Below are 22,142 nucleotides of genomic sequence, written 5' to 3' on the forward strand. Positions count from 1 at the left end.
GGGACGAGGGACAGAACAGCCATGGCTATCTTCCTCAACAAGGACAGCAAGGTCATCGTCCAGGGCATGACCGGTGCCACGGGCATGAAGCACACCAAGCTCATGCTGGGTGACGGCACGAACATCGTCGGCGGCGTGAACCCGCGCAAGGCCGGCACGTCCGTCGACTTCGACGGCACCGAGGTCCCGGTCTTCGGCTCCGTCAAGGAGGCCATGGAGAAGACGGGCGCCAACGTCTCCGTCCTCTTCGTGCCGCCGGCCTTCTCCAAGGCCGCCGTCGTCGAGGCGATCGACGCGGAGATCCCCCTCGCCGTCGTCATCACCGAGGGCATCGCCGTCCACGACTCCGCCGCCTTCTGGGCGTACGCGAAGTCGAAGGGCAACAAGACCCGCATCATCGGCCCGAACTGCCCCGGTCTCATCACCCCGGGCCAGTCGAACGCCGGCATCATCCCGGGCGACATCACGAAGCCGGGCCGCATCGGCCTGGTCTCGAAGTCCGGCACGCTGACGTACCAGATGATGTACGAGCTCCGTGACATCGGCTTCTCGTCGGCCGTCGGCATCGGTGGCGACCCGGTCATCGGCACGACGCACATCGACGCCCTCGAGGCGTTCGAGGCCGACCCCGACACCGACCTGATCGTCATGATCGGTGAGATCGGCGGCGACGCGGAGGAGCGCGCGGCGGACTTCATCAAGGCGAACGTGACGAAGCCGGTCGTCGGCTACGTCGCGGGCTTCACGGCGCCCGAGGGCAAGACGATGGGCCACGCGGGCGCCATCGTCTCCGGCTCCTCCGGCACCGCCGCCGCGAAGAAGGAGGCCCTCGAGGCCGCCGGCGTCAAGGTCGGCAAGACGCCGACCGAGACGGCTAAGCTGGCGCGCGAGATCCTGGCGGGCTGACTCCGTCGGTTGAGCAGTGTTTAAAAGTGGGCCCGCACCTGATTGGTGCGGGCCCACTTTTGTGCCTTCGGCCTGCGGGCCGGTGGGGGCTTGTCGCGCAGTTCCCCGCGCCCCTGAAGACCCGGGCCGGTGGGGGCTTGTCGTGCCCCGCGGTGGAGCCGCAGATGTCACCGTCCCGCGCGCCTGAAGACCCGGGCCGGTGGGGGCTTGTCGGGCCCCGTGGTGGGGCCGCAGATGTCACTGTCCCGCGCGCCTGAAGACCGGGGCCGGTGGGGGCTTGTCGGGCCCCGCGGTGGGGCCGCAGATGTCACTGTCCCGCGCGCCTGAAGGCCCGGGCCGGTGGGGGCTTGTCGGGCCCCGTGGTGGAGCCGTAGATGTCACCGTCCCGCGCGCCTGAAGACCCGGGCCGGTGGGGCGTCTTGGGCTATGGCAGGTGGGGTGTCAGGCGGGGGTGGCCGGTTGTCAGTTCTGCTCGGAGTTTTTCGCGGAGGGTGGTGTCCTCGTAGGAGAGAGGGCCGGGGCCCATGCGTGGGGGGACTCCGCTGATGGCGGTGCCGGGGGCCTGCGGGGGTTCGTACCGGGTGGGCGCGGTCTTCAGGGTGAGTGCCGTCGCACCGACGATCAGGGCCGTGAACGCGATCGCCGCGCGCGTCCAGAACCGGGCGCGGTACTCGCTGCCGGTACGGATCCGCTCCGACTTGGGCAGCCGCAGCGTCTCGGCCCCGCCGACCTCCCTGAGGCGCCGGTGCAGTACGTCGAGGTCCGCCAGTTCGGGCATCTGTTCGGCGACGGCCTCGCGCGCGTGCAGCAGGCGGTTCGCGGTGGCGGGCGTGCTCGCCTCCGTCTCGGCCGCGGTCTCCGGCAGATCCAGACCGAGGCCGTCGTAGAGCATCAGGGCGCGGCGCTGTGCGGGCGGCAGGCTCAGGAGCACGTCGACGAAGGTGAGGTCCGCCGGGGACGCGGGCAGGGCGTCCGGGTGGCGTTGGCCGGGGCGGAAGCGGTGCCAGGGTGACATCGCGTACTCGTACGCCGCCGCGCGCACCCACCCCGCCGGGTCGCGGTCGACCGCCACCTCGGGCCAGCGCTGCCAAGCCAGTTGGAAGGCCCGCTCCACCGACTCCTGGGCGAGGACCCGCCGCCCGGTGAGCAGATACGTCTGGCGTACGAGGCCGGGGGCGCAGTAGGCGCAGAGGGCGTCGAAGGCCTGGGCGGGGGTGAGGTCCCGCTCCTGCGGCGGCTCAGGGGGCTCGACCGTCGCCACCCGGACGGACTGTGGGTGTGGGTGTGGGTGTGGGCGTGGCTGTGGTTGTGGTTGTGCGTGTGGGTGTGGTTCGGGCAGCGCGGGGGGCGTCGTCGGCTCCGGAGTGCGCGGTTTCGTTGCGCGTCTGGTCGTCGGCGCGGGCGCCTCCGCGTTCAGGAGCCTCGCGTACGCCTCACGTTTGCGGCCGCGCGGCGTGGTGCGGCCCGTCTCCCAGGAGCGGACCGTCGCGCGCGTGACGCCGATCCTCGCGGCGACCTCGGCCTGGCTCAGCGACTTCGCCTCGCGCAGCCTGCGGCGTTCCTTGGGGGACGGCAGAGGCGTGGCAGGGCTCTGGGGCATGTCGGACTCTCCGCACCGTGGGCCGACGTGCGGCGGGAGGCCGGGCGCAGCCGATCCGCCGTACGAAAAAGTACATAAACGTATATTGAGCGACACATCCGATATTCGCCTGCTACGGGAAGAAAGCGCGTGTCGTTGGGACCATGACCGCGTGACCCAGACGACCGATCACCACGCCTCGCCGCCGCCCGCCGAGCCGCAGCGCACGCGGGCGCGCGATCGTTCGCCAGGACTGGCCACCTGCGTGCTGGGCGGGGCCGTCGCCGCGGGACTGGGACTCGGCGCGTTCGCCGTACTGGTGATGGTGCTGTGGACCACTTCCCCGTACCCGGACAGCGGGCCCGACGGCGCCCTGCACGTCGCGGCGGCACTCTGGCTGCTGGCGCACGGCACAGAACTCGTCCGGACGGACACCCTCTCGGGATCGCCCGCGCCCATCGGTGTGACGCCGCTGTTCCTCGTCGTCCTGCCCGGCTGGCTGCTGCACCGGGCGGCACGGGACGCGGCCTCGCCCGAGGGGCGCGGGCACCCGGCGCGGACGGCGTGGTACGGCGTGGTGGGCGGCTATCTGCTGGTCGGCGCGGCGGCGACGCTGTACGCGGCGGGCGGTGAGCTGAGGCCCCACTGGCTCAGCACGGCCGTGCACGTGCCCGTGCTGGCGGTGGGCGCGGCCGGACTCGGGGTGTGGACGGCGTGCGGCCGTCCGCGCGGTCCCCTGCCAGTGGCCGTGCGCCGCCCGCTGGCCGCGCTGCCCGACGAGACGCGTGCCGCGCTCCGCGCCGCTCTCGTACGCGGCTTCCTCGTACGTCGTCGCACGGTGGCCGTCACCCGGGCCGGGCTGGCGGGCGCGCTGGTGCTCGTCGGTGGCGGGGCGCTGCTCGTCGCGGTGTCGCTCGTGCTGCGGGCCGGATCGGTGCAGGCGTCGTTCATGCAGGTCACCGACGTGTGGTCGGGGCGGCTCGCGGTGCTGCTGCTGGCTCTCGCACTGGTGCCCAACGCCGCGGTGTGGGGTGCCGCCTACGGCCTCGGCCCCGGCTTCTCCCTCGGCACGGGAACCGTCACGGGCCCCCTCGCCGCGGGCTCGGCCCCGCTGCTGCCGCCCTTTCCGCTGCTCGCGGCCCTGCCTCCGGCGGGGCCCGGGACGCCGCTGAGCTGGTCGGCCGCGGTGGTGCCCGTGGGGGCTGGACTGGCGATCGCGTGGTGCACGGCCGGGGCGGCGGTGCCCGCCTTCGGGCAACGGGACGGGGAACAGCACGGGGAACAGGGCGAGGCGTGGTCGCCGGGGCGTACGGCCGCGGGCGCCGTGCTCGCGGCGGTGCTGTGCGGGGTGGCGACGGCGGGCCTCGCGGCGCTCGCGGGCGGGCCGATGGGGGTGGCGGCGCTCGCCGAGTTCGGGCCGGTGTGGTGGCAGGCGGGGGCGGCGGCGCTCGGGTGGTCGGTGCTGGTCGGGGTGCCGGGGGCGCTGATCCTGCGCGTGTGGCGGCTCAGGCGGCCGCAGCCGTCCGACAAGGTCCGGCGGCGGGCGTGGCTGCCGCGGCCGACGACGTCAGCGTTGCGGCTGCCGCGACCGATGATGCCTGCGTTGCGGCTGCCGCGACCGATGATGTCCTCGCTGCGGCTTCCGTGGCCCGGACGGGCGGGGGCGGGAACGGAAACGGGTACGGGTACAGGAACGGGTACAGGAACGGGCACTGCTGGGGGCGCAGGGGCCGCCGGCACGGCCACGCCCACGTCCGCACCCACGAGCCTGGACGGTACGTCCCCGGAGCCGCTGGAGCCGCCGCAACCGGCGAGCACCCCGCATACGCCTGAGCCACCCAAGCCGCCCAAACCGCCCAAGCCGCCGGAGCCCCCCACCTGGCACGACGACGACCGTGAGGCTCGCTGGCAAGCGTTGAAGGAAGAGGGCGAGCGCCTCTGGCGGCGACGCCCCCCAACGTCGTCCTAGCCGCCCTGTCGTCCTAGTTGCCCCAGCCGTCCTAGTCGCCCCAGCCGCCTTAGTCGTCCTGCTCGCCCAGCAGCGGACGCAGCTGCTTCGGCAGGAGGTCCTCGCAGGACTGCTTCGACGTGCTGGTGAGCGCGTCGTCCACGCAGGTGTAGTAGTCGCTGTACACCAGCTGTGCCGTGAACGTGGCCGCCACCATGACCAGCGCCAGACCACCCGTCACCAGGCCGCTGATGGCGGCGGTCGTCTGCGGCCTCGTGGACGGCGTCGTCGCCGGGTCGGCCTGCGGGCGGGCGCCCGGAGCGGTCACGGCGGTCGCGGCGGGCGCCGGAGCCGTCGGGTCTGGCGTGCGCGGCTTCGCGCGCAGCGCCTGGACCGCCCACATCACGGCGAGCGCGCCGAGCAGCAGCGCCACGTACCGCCAGCCGAACAGGGCGAAGAAGAAGCCCCACATGCCGGAGAGCAGGGCGTAGCGCGCGCGGCGCTGGGCGGGGTCCGTCGGGTCCCAGCGCATGCCGCCACCGCCACCGCCACCGCCACCGCCGGACCCCGAGGGGCCGTCCTGGCCGGGGCCGTTCTGCTGGTTCTGGCCGGGGCGCTCGCCGAAGCCGCCCTGGGAGCGGCCGGGCTGGCGGTCGCTCCACTGGCTGCCCCAGGGGGACCCGTGGCCGCCGCCCGAGTCCTGGTCGTCCGGGGCGGAGTCGCCGGAGGGGCGGCGCGGCTGCCACGGCCGGTCCGGTGTCCCCTCCGGCGGCGGCGCGAAGGGGTTGTCGTCGTCCTTGCCCGTTCCCTGGGCACCCGGGCTCCGGGACTCGGGTCCCTGGGATTCCGGGTCCTGCGGCGGAGACGAAGGGCGGCTACGGTCCGGCATCAGGTGTGCGTCTTCCCCTTGGTAGGGCCGTGGAGGAGCCATGTGCGGCTCGGCAACGCGGCGTTCGTCGGTATTCAGGGCGCCTTCCTGACAGACGCTACCCTCCGCCCGCGCCCCCGTCCCGTGAGGGGCGGTTCCGTGTGCCGGTATCGTTGCTGGCGGTCGGCCGCTTCGTAGGGTTCCCCGTATCGAGGGGCCCGAAGCCTTCGTACGACCGTACAAAGACGCACCTCCCGAGAAAGGGCCCCGCTGTGGCCAAGAGCGCTGTGGTCGCGCGCCCCAAGCGCCTCGTCGTGCTGGTGTCCGGGTCGGGCACGAACCTTCAGGCCCTGATCGACACCATCCACGCCGAGGGGGCCGAGCACTACGGGGCCGAGATCGTCGCGGTCGGCGCCGACCGCGACGGCATCGCGGGGCTCGACCGCGCCGGGCGTGCCGGCGTCCCGACCTTCGTCTGCCGGGTGAAGGACCACGCGACCCGCGACGATTGGGACGCGGCGCTCGCCGCGGCGAGCGCCGCGTACGAGCCGGATCTGGTGGTCTCCGCCGGGTTCATGAAGATCGTGGGGAAGGAGTTCCTCGCGCGCTTCGGCGGGCGGTTCGTGAACACGCACCCCGCGTTGCTGCCCAGTTTTCCGGGGGCCCACGGTGCGCGCGACGCGCTCGCGTACGGCGTGAAGGTCACCGGCTGCACCGTCCACTTCGTCGACGACGGCGTCGACACCGGCCCGATCATCGCCCAGGGCGTGGTCGAGGTCCGGGACGAGGACGACGAGAGCGCTCTGCACGAGCGCATCAAGGAAGTCGAGCGCACGCTGCTCGTCGATGTCGTGGGGCGTCTGGCCCGGCACGGCTACCGCATTGAGGGACGAAAGGTTCTTATCCCGTGACCGCCGAAGCTACGAACGCCGAAGCTGCGAACGCCGAAGCTGCGAACGCGACCGCCGCGCAGCGCCCCATCAAGCGCGCGCTCGTCAGCGTCTACGACAAGACCGGCCTGGAAGAGCTCGCGCGCGGGCTGCACGAGGCGGGCGTCGAGCTCGTCTCCACCGGCTCGACGGCCGCGCGGATCGCCGCCGCCGGGGTGCCCGTCACCAAGGTCGAGGAGCTGACCGGTTTCCCCGAGTGCCTGGACGGCCGGGTCAAGACCCTGCACCCCAAGGTCCACGCGGGCATCCTCGCCGACCTGCGCCTGGAGGACCACCGCCGCCAGCTCGCCGAGCTGGGCGTCGAGCCCTTCCAGCTCGTCGTCGTGAACCTCTACCCCTTCAAGGAGACCGTCGCCTCGGGCGCGAGCCCCGACGAGTGCGTCGAGCAGATCGACATCGGCGGCCCCTCGATGGTCCGCGCCGCCGCCAAGAACCACCCGTCGGTCGCCGTCGTGACCGACCCGAAGCGGTACGCCGACGTCCTCGCGGCCGTCAAGGCGGGCGGCTTCGACCTGACCGCGCGCAAGCGGCTCGCGGGAGAAGCGTTCCAGCACACGGCCGCGTACGACGTGGCGGTCGCCGGATGGTTCGCCGACGCCCGCGGCGGAGCCGCTGATGAACACAGCGCCGCCGCCGACGACTCCGGCCTCCCCGGCTTCCTCGGCGCCACCTACGAGCGCAAGAACGTCCTCCGCTACGGCGAGAACCCGCACCAGGGCGCGGCCCTCTACGTCGACGGCACCGGCGGTCTCGCCGAGGCCGAGCAGCTGCACGGCAAGGAGATGTCGTACAACAACTTCACGGACACGGACGCCGCGCGCCGTGCCGCGTACGACCACGACGAGCCCTGCGTCGCGATCATCAAGCACGCCAACCCGTGCGGCATCGCGATCGGCGCGAATGTCGCCGAGGCGCACCGCAAGGCGCACGCCTGCGACCCGCTGTCCGCGTTCGGCGGTGTGATCGCGGTGAACCGTCCGGTGTCGAAGGAGATGGCGGAGCAGGTCGCCGACATCTTCACCGAGGTCATCGTCGCGCCGGAGTACGAGGACGGCGCCCTCGAAGTCCTCACCAAGAAGAAGAACATCCGCGTGCTGCGCGCCCACCGGGCGCCGTCGAACGCCGTGGAGGTCAAGCAGATCGACGGCGGCGCGCTGCTCCAGGTCACCGACCGTCTCCAGGCCGACGGCGACAACCCCGCCAACTGGACGCTCGCCACGGGCGACGCGCTCAACGAGGGCGAGCTCGCCGAGCTGGCGTTCGCCTGGAAGGCGTCCCGCGCGGTCAAGTCCAACGCCATCCTGCTCGCGAAGGACGGCGCCTCCGTCGGCGTCGGCATGGGCCAGGTCAACCGCGTCGACTCCGCGAAGCTCGCGGTGGAGCGCGCCGGCGAGGAGCGGGCGCGCGGCTCGTACGCCGCGTCCGACGCGTTCTTCCCCTTCCCCGACGGCCTGGAGATCCTGACCGCGGCGGGCGTCAAGGCCGTGGTCCAGCCGGGCGGTTCGGTCCGTGACGAGCTGGTCGTCGAGGCCGCTAAGAAGGCGGGCGTGACGATGTACTTCACGGGGACGCGGCACTTCTTCCACTGAGCCGTACGCACAAGGGCCGCACCCTCCTTCCAGGAGTGGTGCGGCCCTTGCGCGCGTGCGCGCGGAGAACTCGCTCAGTAACGCGGGCGGTTGAACCAGGCGGCGCCGGACGGGGCGATCATCGCCGCGGCCATGATGCCGCCGAAGCCGATCCAGAGCATGGCCCAGACCAGTCCCACGGTCGTGTCGGCGTCGGCCGAACCGAGCAGGATCAGCACCCCGAACAGGGCGCCGAGGATGCCGTACACCATGGTGGTGATCCGGATGCCCTGCCCTCCCTTCGAGAACTTCACGCCAAGCGTGATCGACAGTGCGGCGAGCCCGAGGAAGAGCAGGGCGATGACCAGGATGATCGCGGCGGAGTCCTGCCCGAGGTCGGAGAACTCGTTGTCCCCGAAGGTGTCGGACGCCGCGTCCGACGCGTCGCTGACCGTGGCCGCGCCGAAGATCGCGAATATGCCGATGAGGACTTGCACCGCGGCGACGATGAACAGGAGCACGCGAGCGGTCATCATCAGCCCCGGCATCGACTGCTGCATCATGTTGCCGCCCGGGTAGCCGGGGTAGGCCGGCGGCTGCTGCGGGTAGCCGTAGGGCTGCTGCGGCGGGACGCCGGGCGGGCCCTGCTGGGGATAGCCGTACCCGGGAGCGGCCGGGGGCTGCTGGGGCGGCTGCCCGTATGGGTTGTTCGGGTCGCCGTAACTCATGGCGGTCTTCCTCCGTCGGGTGGTGCGGGGACGACGCGGCACATCACGGAGGAATGTTCTACAGATGCGGTCCGTCCCCCCGACACTGCCCGCGGCACTGTGCCGCATATCGTTCTTTAGGCTTGGCTTATTTGTCCAGCCACACTCGGTATGTGTTGTGCAAGTGCAACCTCGCTGATCAGTGGGTGAACCACCGTGACGACAGGGGGAGGCGACCTGATTGGTACCGGGCGGGCCTCATCCGGGAAGATGGGGGCATGACCGCCCAGATTCTCGATGGCAAGGCCACCGCAGCAGCGATCAAGTCCGAACTGACCGCCCGCGTGGCGGCCCTGAAAGAGAAGGGCGTCACGCCCGGACTCGGTACTGTCCTGGTCGGCGACGACCCGGGAAGCCAGAAGTACGTAGCCGGCAAGCACCGCGACTGCGCGCAGGTCGGCATCGCCTCCATCCAGCGCGAACTGCCCGCCACCGCCTCGCAGGAGGAGATCGAGGCGGTCGTCCGCGAGCTGAACGAGGACCCGGCCTGCACCGGCTACATCGTCCAACTCCCGCTGCCCAAGGGCATCGACGAGAACCGCGTCCTGGAGCTCATGGACCCGGACAAGGACGCCGACGGCCTGCACCCCATGAACCTCGGCCGCCTCGTCCTGAACGAGCCGGCGCCGCTGCCCTGTACTCCGTACGGGATCATCCGGCTGCTCCGGCAGCACGACGTGGAGATCAAGGGCGCCGAGGTCGTCGTCGTCGGCCGCGGCGTGACCATCGGACGGCCCATGCCGCTCCTCCTCACCCGCAAGTCCGAGAACGCCACCGTCACCCAGTGCCACACCGGTACCCGTGACCTGGCCGCACACCTGAAGCGGGCCGACATCATCGTGGCCGCGGCGGGCGTGCCGCACCTGATCAAGCCCGAGGACGTGAAGCCGGGCGCCGCCGTCCTGGACGTGGGCGTCTCGCGCGACGAGAACGGCAAGATCGTCGGCGATGTCCACCCGGGCGTCGCCGAGGTCGCAGGATGGATCTCACCGAACCCGGGCGGTGTCGGCCCGATGACGCGCGCCCAGCTCCTGGTGAACGTCGTCGAGGCCGCGGAACGCGCCGCGCGCTGAAGCGGGAAAGAGGCGAGGTCATGAGCGAGGCCAGGAGTCCGGAAGACGACCCGGGCGACGCCCAGGATGTTCCCCGGGCCAAGGGCGCGGTCAGCGCGCCGGGCCCGGACGGGCGGCCGCGGAAGGTGTCGCGCCGCTTCCCGCTGTTCACGCGTGACACCGCGCGGCCCGAGGGCGGCGGCCGTGCCGCGGCCGGCGACGCCCCCGCACCGGCCCGACAGTGGCCGCTGCTCAGCGTCACCTCCCTGGTCGGGATCGGACTGCTGCTCACCGCGCTCGACGTGTTCCGCGTCGGCACGCTGCTGATCGGCATCGCCCTCATCGGCGGTGCCGTGCTGCGCTGGGCGCTGCCGGACGTGGGGATGCTGGCGGTGCGCTCGCGGTTCACCGACATGGTCACGTACGGGGCGCTGGGCCTCGCCATCGCACTCCTCGCGCTGATGGCGCAGCCCGAGCCGTGGCTGGAGATCCCGTTCCTGGACGACACGCTGCATTACACGATCTAGGCGCGCTGTCCGGACAGGTTGGTGACGCGGCCGGACGGGGTCTGGCCGCCGATGCTGGTGTGGGGCCGGTGGCAGTTGTGCCGGTCCAGCCAGTCCGGAAACGCTGCCCGGTCCAGCCAGTCCAGAAACGCTGCCTGGCGTTCGGCGTCTGAGGTGTCCTTCATTCACGTTTCAATTTTTGACCGTCAAGGCGCCCTGACTGCGAAGGTGTGAAGGCTCACACATTTTGGGTTATTGGGAGTACGCGCTGAAGCGGCCCGCCCCCAATCGGCTGTTTATGCCTAACTATTTTACGGTCTAATTGGCTGTACGGTCATGAAGGTGCGGGGGTGAACACCCCCTTTGTGGCGATTTAGGCATCGTGGGCTGGCCTTATGGAGAGGGCGCCTGCCTGCGCTTTCGCTGTCCCACTGACTGCGCCCCATGCGCGCCCCCCTTGCGCCCCTCGTCCGCCTCGCGATCCGGGGCGGGCGTTGTGATGTTGCCCTTTTCGTACTTACGGTGGTCCCGCGGATTTGACCGATCTCGATTTTCACGTCGAGATCTAATTGAATTCGCCGCACATATTTTTCCTGTGCGTATCGTCCTCAAAAAGGGAGAACGATTATGACGTACGAGCGGCCCACTCTCACCAAGGCAGGAAGCTTCCGCAAGGTGACCGGGATCAAGAACACCGGGCCCAAGGACATCCTCGGCGGCAAGCAGCTCCTCTGATCGGGGGCGGCCCCGGCCGCTGAGCGGTTATGAGTCGCAGAACGTTTGCGCCGGTCCTTGAACAGGCCGGCTATCGGGTGGTGGCGTCCAGCCGCCACCCGATCCTCTGCCCCGGGCATCACCTCACCGCCGACCGAAGGCCGTTGCTCATGGCTCCGTTTCTCTCCCTCCAGGCCGCACCCGCCTGGTTCATCGCGTTGCCCGACACCGCCGCGGCCGCGCCCTTCGCCGCCAGGGCGCGCCGCTACGCCACCCGGAGTCTGCTCCATGCCTCTGGACGACCGTGGCTGGTGGGCCGCTGGGAGGAGCATGCGGCCGTGACGGGGCGGTGTGGCGGAACCCGTATCGCGGTGATCGGGGAGCACGCCGTCACTGAGCAATATCTCGAACAAGCCGCTGCGGCCACCGGCCCCGCCTCACTGGCGGCCCTGGACCGCGCCGCACGCCGGCCCGGCAGCTTCCATCTGGTGGCCAGCGCCGGCGGCCGGGTGCACGTACGGGGTGGCGTCGTGAACCTGCGGCGCGTGTTCCACACCGAAACCGCAGCATTCGGCTCCGGCTCCGGCTCCGGCCCCGTCAGCGTGGCGTCGGATCGGGCCGACGTGCTCGCCGAACTGATCGACGCTGATCTCGACGAACGCCGGATCGCCCTCGAACTGCTCACCTCAGGAGCGCCGTACCCGCTGTCGGAGCCCCCGCTGTGGCGGGGCCTGCGGGCCGTACCCGCAGGCCACTGCCTGACCCTCGACGCCGACGGTCGGACCACCATGAGGCGGTGGTGGTCGCCGCTCGACCCCGTCGTCCCCCTCGCCGAGGGCGCCCGACACCTGAGAGAGGCGCTCACCGAAGCGGTCGGTGTACGCACCCGCGGGCGCGAGCTGGTGACGGCAGATCTGGGCGGACTGGACTCCACCGCCCTGTGCTGTACAGCGGCCCGCGGCGACACCAAGGTCGTCGCATACACAGCCGCGCTCCACGACGAATCCGGCGACGACGTGTACTGGGCCCGGCGCACCGTCCAGGAACTCGAAGGCGTCGAGCACCACGTCGTACCGGCCAAGGACACGGCCCTGACCTTCGACGGAATCGACACCCTCCACGACATCCTGGACACGCCCAGCATCATCACCGTCGACCGCAACCGCCGGATGGGCATCGTGGAAATGGCCGCGGCCCGAGGATCCAACCTGCACATGACCGGCCTGGGCGGCGACGAACTCCTCGCCGGCACGCCCGCCCGGCTGCATCCCCTGTTACTGACCCATCCCCCGACCGCACTGCGCAACATCCGCGGATACGCCGCCAAGTACCAGTGGACCCGGCGGGCAACGCTGCGCCAGCTCCTGGACCGGCGCTCCTACCGGAGCTGGCTCGGCCGCGTGGCCCGCGACCTGGCCGGGCCGCCTCCCGGCACGAACACACCGCTGCTCGACTGGTCCGTACCGCCCCGGATGGCGCCCTGGGCCACGCCCGACGCCATCGCGGCCGCCCGCGAACTGATACGCGCCGACCTGTCCGGCATCGAACCCCGGGGCAGGGGACACGGTGAGCACCGAGAACTGGTCGCGATGGACGGCATCTCCCAGTGGACCCGGCACATCGGCCAGATGGCCGCGCCCCTGGGCATCACCGTCGCCGCCCCCTACTACGACACGCGCGTCATCGAGACCTGCCTCGCCGTGCGGCCACAGGAACGGATCACCCCCTGGCGGTACAAACCCCTGATTGTCGAAGCCATGCGCGGCGTCGTGCCGGAAACCAGCCGGACACGCAACACCAAGGCGAACGCAACGTTCGAGGAGGAGGTCGGCCTGCGCGAGCATCGCCGACGGCTGCTGGCGCTGTGTGACGACTCGCGGCTGGCCCGGCTCGGCCTGATCGACGAGAACGTACTGCGTGAATGGTGCCGCCGCTCTCTCGCCGCGGAGACGGAGAGCTACCTGCTGCACTCGACGATCGCCTGCGAAGTCTGGCTGCGCTCCCGCGAAATGACGCCCCCGCGCCAGGGGGACGCCGTCCCCGCCCAGCCCACCGCCGACCGAAAGGAATGATCTTGGTGTACGCCTTGAAGCCTGGCGTCCTGATGACCGAGACCGAATACGGCGTGGCGCTGCTCGATCAGAAGAGCGCCGAATACTGGACCCTCAACCCGACGGCGGCCCTTGTCCTGCGAACCCTGCTGGACGGTCGTGCCCGCGGCGCGGAGCGGGCCGTCGAGGCACTGACCACGCAGTACGACGACGTCGACGCCGACGAAGCAGCCAAGGACGTCGACGCCATCGTCGGCGAGCTGTGCTCCTCAGGACTCCTCACCGCATAGCGCACGCATACGACAACACGGGCCCGCAGTCAGACTCCTGCGCGCCTCCCGACGCCCCACCTCTCCACGCTCTCCATGCCCGGCGTTTCTCTGCGCCCCGCCCTCCTCCGACCGAAGAGGCACGCATGACGACCCCGGAAGCTCTCCCCTACGATCCGCGTTCCGTACCGGTGGGCCGCCGCTTCGCCGCCCGGGCAGCCGTGGGCTGTGCCCATGTGCTGGCCACCTTGCCGCCGGGCCGCATCCGCACCATCCTGGCCAGGCTGCGGCGCGGCGCCCGGCCCGCCACCCTCCCCGAGGCGGAAAAAGCCCGGGAGACGGTACTCGCCGTAAGCCTGTCCGCCGGCGGACAGAAGGGCTGCCTCCCGAGATCCCTGGCCACCGTGCTGCTCTGCCGGTGGTACGGCCACTGGCCCACCTGGTGCGTGGGCGTGCGCAGCCGACCGCCCTTCGCCGCCCACGCCTGGGTGGAAGCCGAGGGTGCCCTCGTCGGCGAAGACGCCTCACCCACATACTTCCAGCGCTTCTTCACCGTGGAGTGAGCCGATGACCACGGCCCCCGGCATCGAGGACCCCCGGCCCCTCACCGGCCCCGCCGACGGCTCCGACGCGCCTGAGGAGGACACGGGCCCCGACCGCACCTGGGCGGCACAACGAGCGCTCATGACCCATCTGAGCCCACAGCGTTGGCGCATGGCCGCAGGTGTCCTGCTGGGGCTCGTCGGCAGCGTCATGGGCCTGGCCCAGCCCTTGGCAGCCAAGCGCGTGATGGACGACATGAGCCAGGGCCGGCCGGCCGCCGGCCCCATCCTCATGCTCAGCCTGCTGGTGGTCACAGGGGCGGTACTCGCGGGGCTGGGCCACTACGTGCTGCAATGGTCGGCCGAGTCCATGGTCTGCGCCGCCCGCTGCCGGCTGACCGAGCGGCTGCTGCGCCTGCGGGTGCCCGTGGTGGAGCGCACCGAGCCGGGCGACCTGATCGCCCGCGTCACCTCCGATACGACGTTGCTGCGCCAGACCGCGCCCCAGGCGGTGTCCGCCGCCGTCACCGGCACACTGGTCACCGCTGCGACCGTCGTCATCATGGGCTTCCTCGACGCCGTCCTGCTCTGCGTCACTCTCGGCGTGATCGCGTTCGTCGGTGTCATCGTCGCGGTCGTGGCTCCGCGCATCGGCCGCGCCACCCGGCAGGTGCAGGATGCGGTGGGCCACATCGGGGGCGCTCTGGAGCGCGTCCTGGGAGCCTTTCGCACGGTCAAGGCATCGGGTGCCGAGCACTGGGAGACCCAAGCGCTGCATCGTGCGGCCGAACACGCCCGCCGCAGAGGTACGCGGGCTGCGGCGTGGGAGGCGGTGTCGGCCACAGCGTCGGCGGTGGTCGTTCAGGTGTGCTTCCTCGTTGTGCTCGGGGTGGGAGGCGCCCGGGTCACTTCCGGCACAATCAGCGTCTCCACCCTGGTCGCCTTTCTGTTGTATCTCTTCGCCCTCGCTCCTCGCATCGGTCAACTCGTCGAAGGAGTCAGCCAGTTCCAGATCGGATCTGCAGCCGCTGCCCGCATCGAGCAGATCGAGACGTTCGAGGCCGAACAGGTGAAACCCGAGCGCGCGGCCGAGCACACGCGGGGAGTGACAGTGACAGCGAGGGGCGACTCACCCGACATGGCCGCCGAGGACTGCCGGTCGCCACTCGACGTGACCTTCCGTCAAGTCCGTTTCTCCTACCGGCCCGGGCTGCCCAGGGTGCACCACGAGGTCTCCTTCACCGTGCCCAGGCGCGGTCTGACGGCAATCGTGGGCCCGTCCGGCGCCGGCAAGACCACCGTCTTCTCTCTGATCGAGCGCTTCTACGAACCTGATGCCGGGTGCATCCTTGTGGGCGGCAAGGACACACGGCAGTGGCCCCTGAGCCGGCTCCGCGCATCCATCGGCTACGTAGAACAGGACACCCCCGTCCTCGCCGGCACACTGCGGGACAACCTGACGCTCGGCGCCGGCGACCCTTCCGGCGAAGAACTCGCCCAGGTGCTGCACATGGCGCGGCTGGACACCTTGACGGACCGCCTCCCCCACGGGCTGGACACCCACGTCGGCCACCGCGGCAGCCGCCTCTCCGGGGGCGAGCGACAGCGGGTGGCGATCGCCCGCGCTCTGCTGCGCCGCCCGAGACTGCTGCTGATGGACGAAGTCACCTCACAACTCGACGCGGCCAACGAGGCGGCACTGCGCAACATGATCACCGATGCCGCCCGCGGCACCACCGTCATGGTGATCGCCCACCGGCTCTCCACCGTCACCACGGCCGACCGGATCATCGTCATGGAGGCCGGATGCGTACGAGCGATCGGCACGCACAGTGAACTCATCAAGCATGACGCCCTCTACAGCAAACTGGCGCACACGCAACTTCTCGATCGTTGATCGTGGGGTGTGGGGTGTGGGGGGTGTGGGTGTGTGTGGCGCATCCGTCTGGTGTGCCCGCAGGTCGAGCGCTGCTTCCACGCCCGTGATGAGCTCGCGGAAGCTCGTCAGCGGTGCGGCCGGCGTGTCGCGGTGGCCCGTCCTCCCCCGAGGGGACGGGCCACCGCCATGTGGACCGGGCGTTCCCCCGTGCCATCCCGACGGCCGCGGTCCACTGGTTCCACAAACTACGGGCGGGGTGCCTGCCGCGTCGTCACGTGCTGGGTTGAACTCCGCCTGCTCCGGGCGTGGTAGACGCGCGGTTCCTACAACTACCGCTGTACTGCGACCGGTTGACGTTGCGCCGTCCATACGCGCGTTACGCTGCGGCGATGCGGATCCGCCCCCTAGCCGTAGACGCACTCATCGCGGTCGCCCTGACCACGGTGGCCGTACTGCTCGGGCAGGAGTCCGTCAAACAGGGCTGGATGGCGCTCGACCCCGTGGGATACGCGCTGGTGGCGCTGGTCTGCGTTCCGGTCGCGGCCCGCAGCAGAGCCCCGCTCACCGTCCTGCTCGTCGTACATCTGGCGTGGTTCGTCTACGTCACCGTCGGCTACTGGCCCGTGGTCGGCACCTTCGGCCCCATGCTCACCGTCTACACCGTCGCCTCCCTGCGTCCCCCGCGCATCTCCCTCCCCTGTACCGCGCTCATGGCCGCCCTGTGGATCTACGCAGGGGTCATCAGCGAGGACGCGTCGATGCCGTCCGTCGTCGGCCAGGCCGTCGGCTTCTCGCTCGTCCTCTGGCGCTTCGGACACGTCGCACGCCGGTCGGCGGAACTGGCCCGGCAGCTGAAGCGGGAGCAGGACGAACGGGCCCGGCGCGAGGTCGCCGAGGAGCGGGGCCGCATCGCACGCGAGCTGCACGACGTGGTCGCCCACCACATGTCGGTGATATCCGTGCAGGCGGGCCTCGCCACGTTCGTCTTCGGCACCGACCCCGCCACCGCGCGCGCCGCGCTCGGCACCATCTCCGGGACCAGCGGCGAGGCACTCGAAGAACTGCGCCGCATGCTGCGGGTGCTGCGCGCCGAGGACGGCGAGCACACCGGTGACGTCCCCGCGGCGCCCATGCCGGGCCTCGCCCGCCTGGACGAGATGATCGAACGAATCCGCGCCGGGGGCATCCCCGTCGAACTGCGCGTCACGGGAACGCCGCGGCCGGTGGCGCCCGGCGTGGAACTCTGCGCCTACCGCGTGGTGCAGGAGGCCCTCACCAACGTACTGAAGCACGCCCCCGGCGCCGCGGCGACCGTCGAACTCGCCTACGAGCGGCAGCGGATACGGGTCTCGGTCGTCAATGACACGGCGAGTGAAGCCGAGGGGGTGAATCAGGACAGAGTGCGGACGGGCAGTGGACACGGGTTGATTGGGATGCGGGAGCGGGCCAAGCTCTACGGCGGGGCGATCAGTATCGGCCCGCTGAGCGAGGGGGGATACGCCGTGCGGCTCACCCTGCCGACCTCGGCGCGGGCAGCGGCGCGGGGGGACGACGCAACGGAATGAGCCGGGTGACCGTATGAGCCGGGTGAGCGTATGAGCCGGGTGACCGAATGAGTCGGGTGACCGGGTGAGCCGGGTAGCCGAATGAGTCGGGTGACCGGGTGACCGGATGACCGCATGCATCAGAGTGCTCGTCGTCGACGACCAATTCCTCATCCGTGCGGGGTTGGTGGGCCTGCTGCGCGCCGCTCCGGGCATCGAGGTCGTGGGAGAGGCGGGTGACGGCGACGAGGCCGTCGAGCTCGCGGCACGGACCTGTCCCGACGTCGTCCTGATGGACATCCGGATGCCGGGCATGAACGGCATCACGGCCACCGCGAAGATCCTGGAACAGGCCGCCGACCCCGCCCCGCGTGTCCTGGTGCTGACGACGTTCGACCTCGACGAGTACGTGTACGGGGCGCTGCGCGCCGGCGCGTCCGGGTTTCTGCTCAAGGACTCGGGGCCCGAGCGGCTGCTGGCCGCGGTGGCGGCGGTCGGTGGGGGCGACGCGCTCTTCGCACCCAGTGTGACGCGCCGCCTCGTGGAGGCGTTCGCCCGGCAGGCGGCGGAGGCCGGGGGCGAGAAGGAACAACCGCCGCCCGACCTCGCGGCGTTGACCCTGCGCGAGGTCGAGGTCCTCAAGCTGATCGCCCGCGGCCTGACCAACGCGGACATCGCCGAACGGCTCTACATCAGCGAGGCCACCGTCAAGACCCACCTCAACCGCACGATGAGCAAGCTCGACCTGGACAGCAGGGCGCAGGCCGTGGTCGTGGCGTATGAGACGGGGCTGGTCACGCCGGGGGCCGGGGGGTAGGGGGCCAGGGGGGAGGGGAGGGGGTGGTGGCGGTGGGGTGAGGGCAGCGCGGGTGTCACGGGTGTCAGCAGGTGACCACCTTGCCGTAGGAGCCGCGGCCCCAGTTCCACTCCCACTGCTCGTTGTGCTGGTACGTGAGGCACGGCGAGTCGTTGCCCCAGTCGATGACGACCTTCAGGTGCATGGCCCGGCCGCAGTGGTTGGTCACCTTCACGTACTTCCGGTGCTTGATGACGTCCCGCTTGACGCAGACGGGGGCCGTGCCGCGGAGGGCGCTCGCGGAGGCCGTCCCGGGCACCGACCCGGGCGCCGGGGTCGCCGACGCGGTGGGGGGTGTCGCCAGGGCCGTGCCGAGCAGGGCGGCGGCTGCGGTGATGACGGTGCCGGCGAGGCGTTTGCCGTACTTCATGTGTGGTCCCTTCGGTGCTTTGCTGCGTGCCGTTGCCGCATCGACTCTGCCGAGTTCGTCGGTCCCGGGGTCGCAAGACATGGCCGAAGTCGCCCTTTCGGGGACACACCGCGCTTCTGAAAGGAAGACGGTGCCCGTCCTCACCCCCGTGGGAGGACGGGCACCGTCGGTCGGGAAGATGATGTTCCTGCTGGAACCTCCCGATATAAGCGGTGCGTTCCGCTCGTGATCCAGAGTCATGGACCCGCCAACCGTGGACAAGGCGTGGCTGGTTCCTGTGGCACGGAGGTGACCATTCCGCAACGGTGTTCGAGGTGTGCAACGGGGTGGTTGGGGGGTGCGACGGGGTGGAGGGGGTCGGGGGCGGTTGGTTGCGGCAATACGGAAGCTTTCGGGCATCTTGGGCCGGTAGCTGGGGTTCCGCATGGTGGAGGGGGCGGCGGTGGGACACTGGGCCCTGGACCTCGGGGAGTGCGAATCGTTCGGGAGTGCGGGGGAGGCGGGGGCGTGGCGGCGCCCGTCGGTGGCCCGAAAGCTTCCGTGCACCCCCCACTCCGGGAACTGACACCCTGGCTCCGAGCATCCCTCTGGATAGTCCAGGACGGGGGCGGCGCGGGGCCGGCCCGGGGTCGGCGCGGGGGCAGGACACGTACGTACGGGGGGAATAGGGGGAGCAATGCCTCGTTGGAAGGCGCTACCGGATGAGCTGGACCCTGAGGTCAGGGAGTTCGCCAGTCAGCTGCGCAGGCTCGTCGACCGCAGTGGTCTCAGCATCGCGGCGGTGTCCGACAGGACCGGCTACAGCAAGACGTCGTGGGAGCGCTATCTGAACGGGCGGCTGCTCGCGCCCAAGGGGGCGATCGTCGCGCTGGCGGAGGTGACCGGGACGCAGCCCGTGCATCTCATCACCATGTGGGAGCTGGCGGAGCGGGCGTGGAGCCGGTCCGAGATGCGGCACGACATGACGATGCAGGCGATCCGGATCTCTCAGGCTCGGGCGGCGTTGGGGGAGTCGGGGAGTGCGGCGGGGGGTGCGGCGGGGCAGGCTCCGGGTGCGTCCTCCTCGCCGGCCGACTCGTCTTCCTCCGCCGCGTCTTCTTCCCGCAAGTCCTCCAAGTCTTCGAAGGCCTCCCGCCAGGACGGTGCGGGAGCCGTCGGTGTCGGGCCCGTCACCGGGGTGGCTGGGCCTGCCGGGGTCTCTCCGACCGTGCCGCCGCAGGGGGGCGCCGCTTCTTCGGGTTGGCCGGGGTCGTACGGGGCGTCGTCCAGTTCGTACGGTGATGTTTCCGCGTCTCCCTTCGGTGAGGGGAGAGGTGGCAGTGGCAGTGGTGGTGGGGGTGGCGGGGGGCCGGTGGGTGGCCCTGCCCCGGGTGTGCCGTCGACGCGTGACGCGGAGTCGCCGGATCGGCAGCGGCGGCGTCGGCAGCTGACGATGTTCCTCGCGGGCATAGTCGGCGCCCTCGTCGTCATCGCGGCCGCGGTCTTCCTGACCGGGTTCGGGGACGACGGCAAGGGCGAGGACGAGGCGAAGCCGTCCGTGTCGCCGAGCACCAGCGACAAGAAGCTGCCCGCGGGGGTCGAGTGCAGCGGCAAGGACTGTGCGGGCAAGGACCCCGAGAACATGGGGTGCGGGGGCGAGCTGGCGAAGACCACGTCGCGGGCCACGGTCGGGAAGACGCTGGTCGAGGTGCGGTACAGCAAGGCGTGTGGGGCCGCGTGGGCGCGGATCACGCAGGCTGCGCCGGGGGACGAGCTCACGATCACGGGGTCGGGGGATGGGGGCGCGGCCAAGCAGCGCGGAACGGTGAACGAGGACTTCGACGCGTATACGCCGATGGTGGCGGCGTCTTCGGGGACTTCGGCGAAGGCGTGCGCGGCGCTTACGTCCGGGGTGACGGGGTGCACGGAGTAGGCTCGCGGGCTCCCTTGGTGCCGGTCTGCGCCTTCCGCCCGTCTGTGGGGCGGGGCCGCGGGGGTATGTACGTACTCGCTATCCCTGCGCCGCGCCTCAAGTCCAAAGACGCCAGAGTGTGCTCGGTGCTCCGTGCGCACATACCCCCACGTCCCCTCGGGAGCGCTTGCGGCTGCGGCCCGGTGGGGGGCGCAGCCTCTCCTGCTCCTACCTGGCAGCTGCGTCGCGGGGTGCACGGGTGGGTGGGTGGGATACATCCGCCGCGGAGCGGCGGGCTTGGTGCCCCTACCCCGGGGGGACGTCGCGGGGGGCACCCCGCCCACCCGCCCCTACTCCCGCGGGGCGTCCCCGGGCGCACGGGTGGGTGGGATAAGTCGCTGGTCAGCGTGGGGGTTTGGGGGCGTGGCGAGAAAGTCTGGCGGTGGGGGGAATGAGATGGGGATCGGAGGGCAGGCGAAACGTACCCCCACGGGAGTGGTCACACCCCCACGGCGGCCGCCGCGCTCCCCCCCTCGTGGCGGCCGCCCCCCTTTTTAGGGGTGGCGGGCCGGGGGAGTGACGCTGTGGGCCGGGCCACACTGACCCGGGGACCGGGGGCGCTCGGGGCGCGATAGCCTGACGGCGGATCTCTCTTGATGCCAAGAGATCGATCATCGAGAGGCGATCGAGGACTCGGCGTGGCGTCGGCGGGGATCCGCGAACAAGGGGATCCAGTAGAGGGACACGGGACCCCACCGCCAGCTGTCTTACGGAGATCGCCATGACCCGCACTCCCGTGAATGTCACCGTCACCGGCGCGGCCGGCCAGATCGGCTACGCGCTGCTCTTCCGCATCGCCTCGGGCCACCTGCTCGGCGCGGACGTGCCGGTCAACCTGCGCCTTCTTGAGATCACGCCGGCGCTGAAGGCCGCCGAGGGCACCGCCATGGAGCTCGATGACTGCGCCTTCCCGCTGCTGAAGGGGATCGAGATCAGCGACGACCCCAACGTCGCCTTCGACGGCGCCAACGTCGCGCTGCTCGTCGGCGCCCGGCCCCGTACCAAGGGCATGGAGCGCGGTGACCTCCTCGAGGCCAACGGCGGCATCTTCAAGCCGCAGGGCAAGGCCATCAACGACAACGCCGCCGACGACATCAAGGTGCTGGTGGTCGGCAACCCCGCCAACACCAACGCGCTCATCGCGCAGGCCGCCGCCCCGGACGTACCCGCCGAGCGCTTCACCGCGATGACGCGCCTGGACCACAACCGCGCGCTGTCGCAGCTGGCGAAGAAGACCGGCTCGTCCGTCGCCGACATCAAGCGGCTCACCATCTGGGGCAACCACTCGGCCACCCAGTACCCGGACATCTTCCACGCGGAGATCGCCGGCAAGAACGCCGCGGACGTCGTGGGCGACCAGTCCTGGCTCGCCGACGAGTTCATCCCGACCGTCGCCAAGCGCGGCGCCGCGATCATCGAGGCCCGTGGCGCCTCGTCGGCCGCCTCCGCCGCCAACGCCGCCATCGACCACGTCCACACGTGGGTGAACGGCACGGCCGCCGGTGACTGGACCTCGATGGGTATCCCGTCGGACGGTTCGTACGGCGTTCCGGAGGGCCTCATCTCCTCCTTCCCCGTCACCACCAAGGACGGCAAGTACGAGATCGTCCAGGGCCTGGACATCAACGAGTTCTCGCGTGCGCGCATCGACGCGTCCGTGCAGGAGCTCACCGAGGAGCGCGAGGCCGTCCGCGGTCTCGGCCTCATCTGAGTCCCGGCGCCCTCGCGCGTCACCTTCCGCCGCCCCCGGCGGCCGCTCACCGCGGCCACCGGGGGCGGCGGTCGGCGTTTCGGGGGTGGGGGGGGGAGGCGGTGGCCGGGG

General features: G+C 71.1%; 19 protein-coding genes and 1 pseudogene. 15 read left to right on the forward strand and 5 right to left on the reverse strand.

The features are described from left to right. The first annotated feature begins 21 nt into the window (after positions 1-21). Entirely contained in the window at positions 22-906 is an 885-nt protein-coding gene (gene sucD, locus AB0N81_RS29230) for a succinate--CoA ligase subunit alpha (protein WP_365363475.1), read from the forward strand. A gap of 424 nt (positions 907-1,330) precedes the next feature. Here the strand turns inward: sucD and AB0N81_RS29235 are convergent, their stop codons facing one another. Further along, complete coding sequence (locus AB0N81_RS29235) at positions 1,331-2,506, reverse strand: sigma factor-like helix-turn-helix DNA-binding protein (protein WP_365363477.1); 1,176 nt, start codon at positions 2,504-2,506, stop codon at positions 1,331-1,333. Between the two features lie 151 nt (positions 2,507-2,657). On the opposite strand from AB0N81_RS29235, the gene AB0N81_RS29240 reads away from it, so the two are divergent. Continuing rightward, the gene (locus tag AB0N81_RS29240) at positions 2,658-4,454 is read left to right on the forward strand and encodes a DUF6350 family protein (protein ID WP_365363479.1); all 1,797 of its coding nucleotides are present in this window, start codon (positions 2,658-2,660) and stop codon (positions 4,452-4,454) included. Positions 4,455-4,503: 49 nt separating this feature from the next. Here AB0N81_RS29240 and AB0N81_RS29245 read toward each other — a convergent pair whose 3' ends face one another. Next, a complete protein-coding gene (locus tag AB0N81_RS29245) occupies positions 4,504-5,322 on the reverse strand; it encodes a hypothetical protein (protein ID WP_365363481.1) in 819 nt (272 codons plus the stop codon). 266 nt (positions 5,323-5,588) lie between these two features. Between AB0N81_RS29245 and purN the strand changes: the two genes are divergently transcribed. Both purN and purH read left to right on the forward strand, forming a co-directional pair. Continuing rightward, on the forward strand, positions 5,589-6,212 hold the full coding sequence (gene purN / locus AB0N81_RS29250; protein ID WP_365363650.1) for a phosphoribosylglycinamide formyltransferase: 624 nt from the start codon (positions 5,589-5,591) through the stop codon (positions 6,210-6,212). A 68-nt stretch (positions 6,213-6,280) separates the two neighbouring features. Further along, positions 6,281-7,840 carry a bifunctional phosphoribosylaminoimidazolecarboxamide formyltransferase/IMP cyclohydrolase gene (gene purH, locus AB0N81_RS29255; protein ID WP_365363652.1) on the forward strand — a complete coding sequence of 520 codons (1,560 nt, stop codon included), beginning with the start codon at positions 6,281-6,283 and terminating at the stop codon, positions 7,838-7,840. Positions 7,841-7,914: 74 nt separating this feature from the next. Here the strand turns inward: purH and AB0N81_RS29260 are convergent, their stop codons facing one another. Further along, positions 7,915-8,547, reverse strand: coding sequence for a hypothetical protein (locus tag AB0N81_RS29260; protein ID WP_365363483.1), 633 nt, complete (start codon positions 8,545-8,547; stop codon positions 7,915-7,917). 257 nt (positions 8,548-8,804) lie between these two features. Between AB0N81_RS29260 and AB0N81_RS29265 the strand changes: the two genes are divergently transcribed. Together AB0N81_RS29265 and AB0N81_RS29270 are read left to right on the forward strand one after the other, a co-directional pair. After that, complete coding sequence (locus tag AB0N81_RS29265) at positions 8,805-9,659, forward strand: bifunctional methylenetetrahydrofolate dehydrogenase/methenyltetrahydrofolate cyclohydrolase (protein ID WP_055569933.1); 855 nt, start codon at positions 8,805-8,807, stop codon at positions 9,657-9,659. Between the two features lie 20 nt (positions 9,660-9,679). Continuing rightward, the gene (locus AB0N81_RS29270; RefSeq protein ID WP_365363485.1) at positions 9,680-10,165 is read left to right on the forward strand and encodes a DUF3017 domain-containing protein; all 486 of its coding nucleotides are present in this window, start codon (positions 9,680-9,682) and stop codon (positions 10,163-10,165) included. On the opposite strand, the pseudogene AB0N81_RS29275 reads toward AB0N81_RS29270, so the two are convergent. Further along, positions 10,162-10,272, reverse strand: a pseudogene (locus AB0N81_RS29275) (IS481 family transposase); the annotation flags it as partial. The gene AB0N81_RS29270 and the pseudogene AB0N81_RS29275 sit on opposite strands and share 4 nt — an antisense overlap. Positions 10,273-10,771: 499 nt before the next feature. On the opposite strand from AB0N81_RS29275, the gene AB0N81_RS29280 reads away from it, so the two are divergent. From AB0N81_RS29280 to AB0N81_RS29310, 7 genes are all read left to right on the forward strand, one after another. After that, positions 10,772-10,879, forward strand: a complete 108-nt coding sequence (locus tag AB0N81_RS29280) for a keywimysin-related RiPP (protein ID WP_365363487.1) — start codon at positions 10,772-10,774, stop codon at positions 10,877-10,879. Positions 10,880-11,028: 149 nt separating this feature from the next. Then, positions 11,029-12,930: a lasso peptide isopeptide bond-forming cyclase gene (locus tag AB0N81_RS29285; protein ID WP_365363489.1), complete on the forward strand. Its 1,902-nt coding sequence runs from the start codon at positions 11,029-11,031 to the stop codon at positions 12,928-12,930. Between the two features lie 32 nt (positions 12,931-12,962). After that, entirely contained in the window at positions 12,963-13,199 is a 237-nt protein-coding gene (locus AB0N81_RS29290) for a lasso peptide biosynthesis PqqD family chaperone (RefSeq protein ID WP_365363491.1), read from the forward strand. A 125-nt stretch (positions 13,200-13,324) separates the two neighbouring features. After that, the gene (locus tag AB0N81_RS29295; RefSeq protein ID WP_365363493.1) at positions 13,325-13,741 is read left to right on the forward strand and encodes a lasso peptide biosynthesis B2 protein; all 417 of its coding nucleotides are present in this window, start codon (positions 13,325-13,327) and stop codon (positions 13,739-13,741) included. 4 nt (positions 13,742-13,745) lie between these two features. After that, a complete protein-coding gene (locus tag AB0N81_RS29300; protein WP_365363495.1) occupies positions 13,746-15,617 on the forward strand; it encodes an ABC transporter ATP-binding protein in 1,872 nt (623 codons plus the stop codon). A gap of 371 nt (positions 15,618-15,988) precedes the next feature. Beyond that, positions 15,989-17,164: a sensor histidine kinase gene (locus AB0N81_RS29305; RefSeq protein ID WP_365363498.1), complete on the forward strand. Its 1,176-nt coding sequence runs from the start codon at positions 15,989-15,991 to the stop codon at positions 17,162-17,164. A 106-nt stretch (positions 17,165-17,270) separates the two neighbouring features. Next, positions 17,271-17,960 carry a response regulator transcription factor gene (locus AB0N81_RS29310; RefSeq protein ID WP_365363501.1) on the forward strand — a complete coding sequence of 230 codons (690 nt, stop codon included), beginning with the start codon at positions 17,271-17,273 and terminating at the stop codon, positions 17,958-17,960. Between the two features lie 64 nt (positions 17,961-18,024). Here AB0N81_RS29310 and AB0N81_RS29315 read toward each other — a convergent pair whose 3' ends face one another. Next, the gene (locus AB0N81_RS29315) at positions 18,025-18,369 is read right to left on the reverse strand and encodes a hypothetical protein (RefSeq protein WP_365363503.1); all 345 of its coding nucleotides are present in this window, start codon (positions 18,367-18,369) and stop codon (positions 18,025-18,027) included. Between the two features lie 676 nt (positions 18,370-19,045). Here AB0N81_RS29315 and AB0N81_RS29320 point away from each other — a divergent pair. After that, the gene (locus AB0N81_RS29320; RefSeq protein WP_365363505.1) at positions 19,046-20,281 is read left to right on the forward strand and encodes a DUF2690 domain-containing protein; all 1,236 of its coding nucleotides are present in this window, start codon (positions 19,046-19,048) and stop codon (positions 20,279-20,281) included. A 760-nt stretch (positions 20,282-21,041) separates the two neighbouring features. Continuing rightward, a complete protein-coding gene (locus AB0N81_RS29325) occupies positions 21,042-22,031 on the forward strand; it encodes a malate dehydrogenase (RefSeq protein WP_365363507.1) in 990 nt (329 codons plus the stop codon). The last annotated feature ends 111 nt before the right edge of the window (positions 22,032-22,142 follow it).

It is taken from the genome of Streptomyces sp. NPDC093510 (assembly GCF_040683555.1).
In the GTDB taxonomy this organism is placed as follows: Bacteria; Actinomycetota; Actinomycetes; order Streptomycetales; family Streptomycetaceae; genus Streptomyces.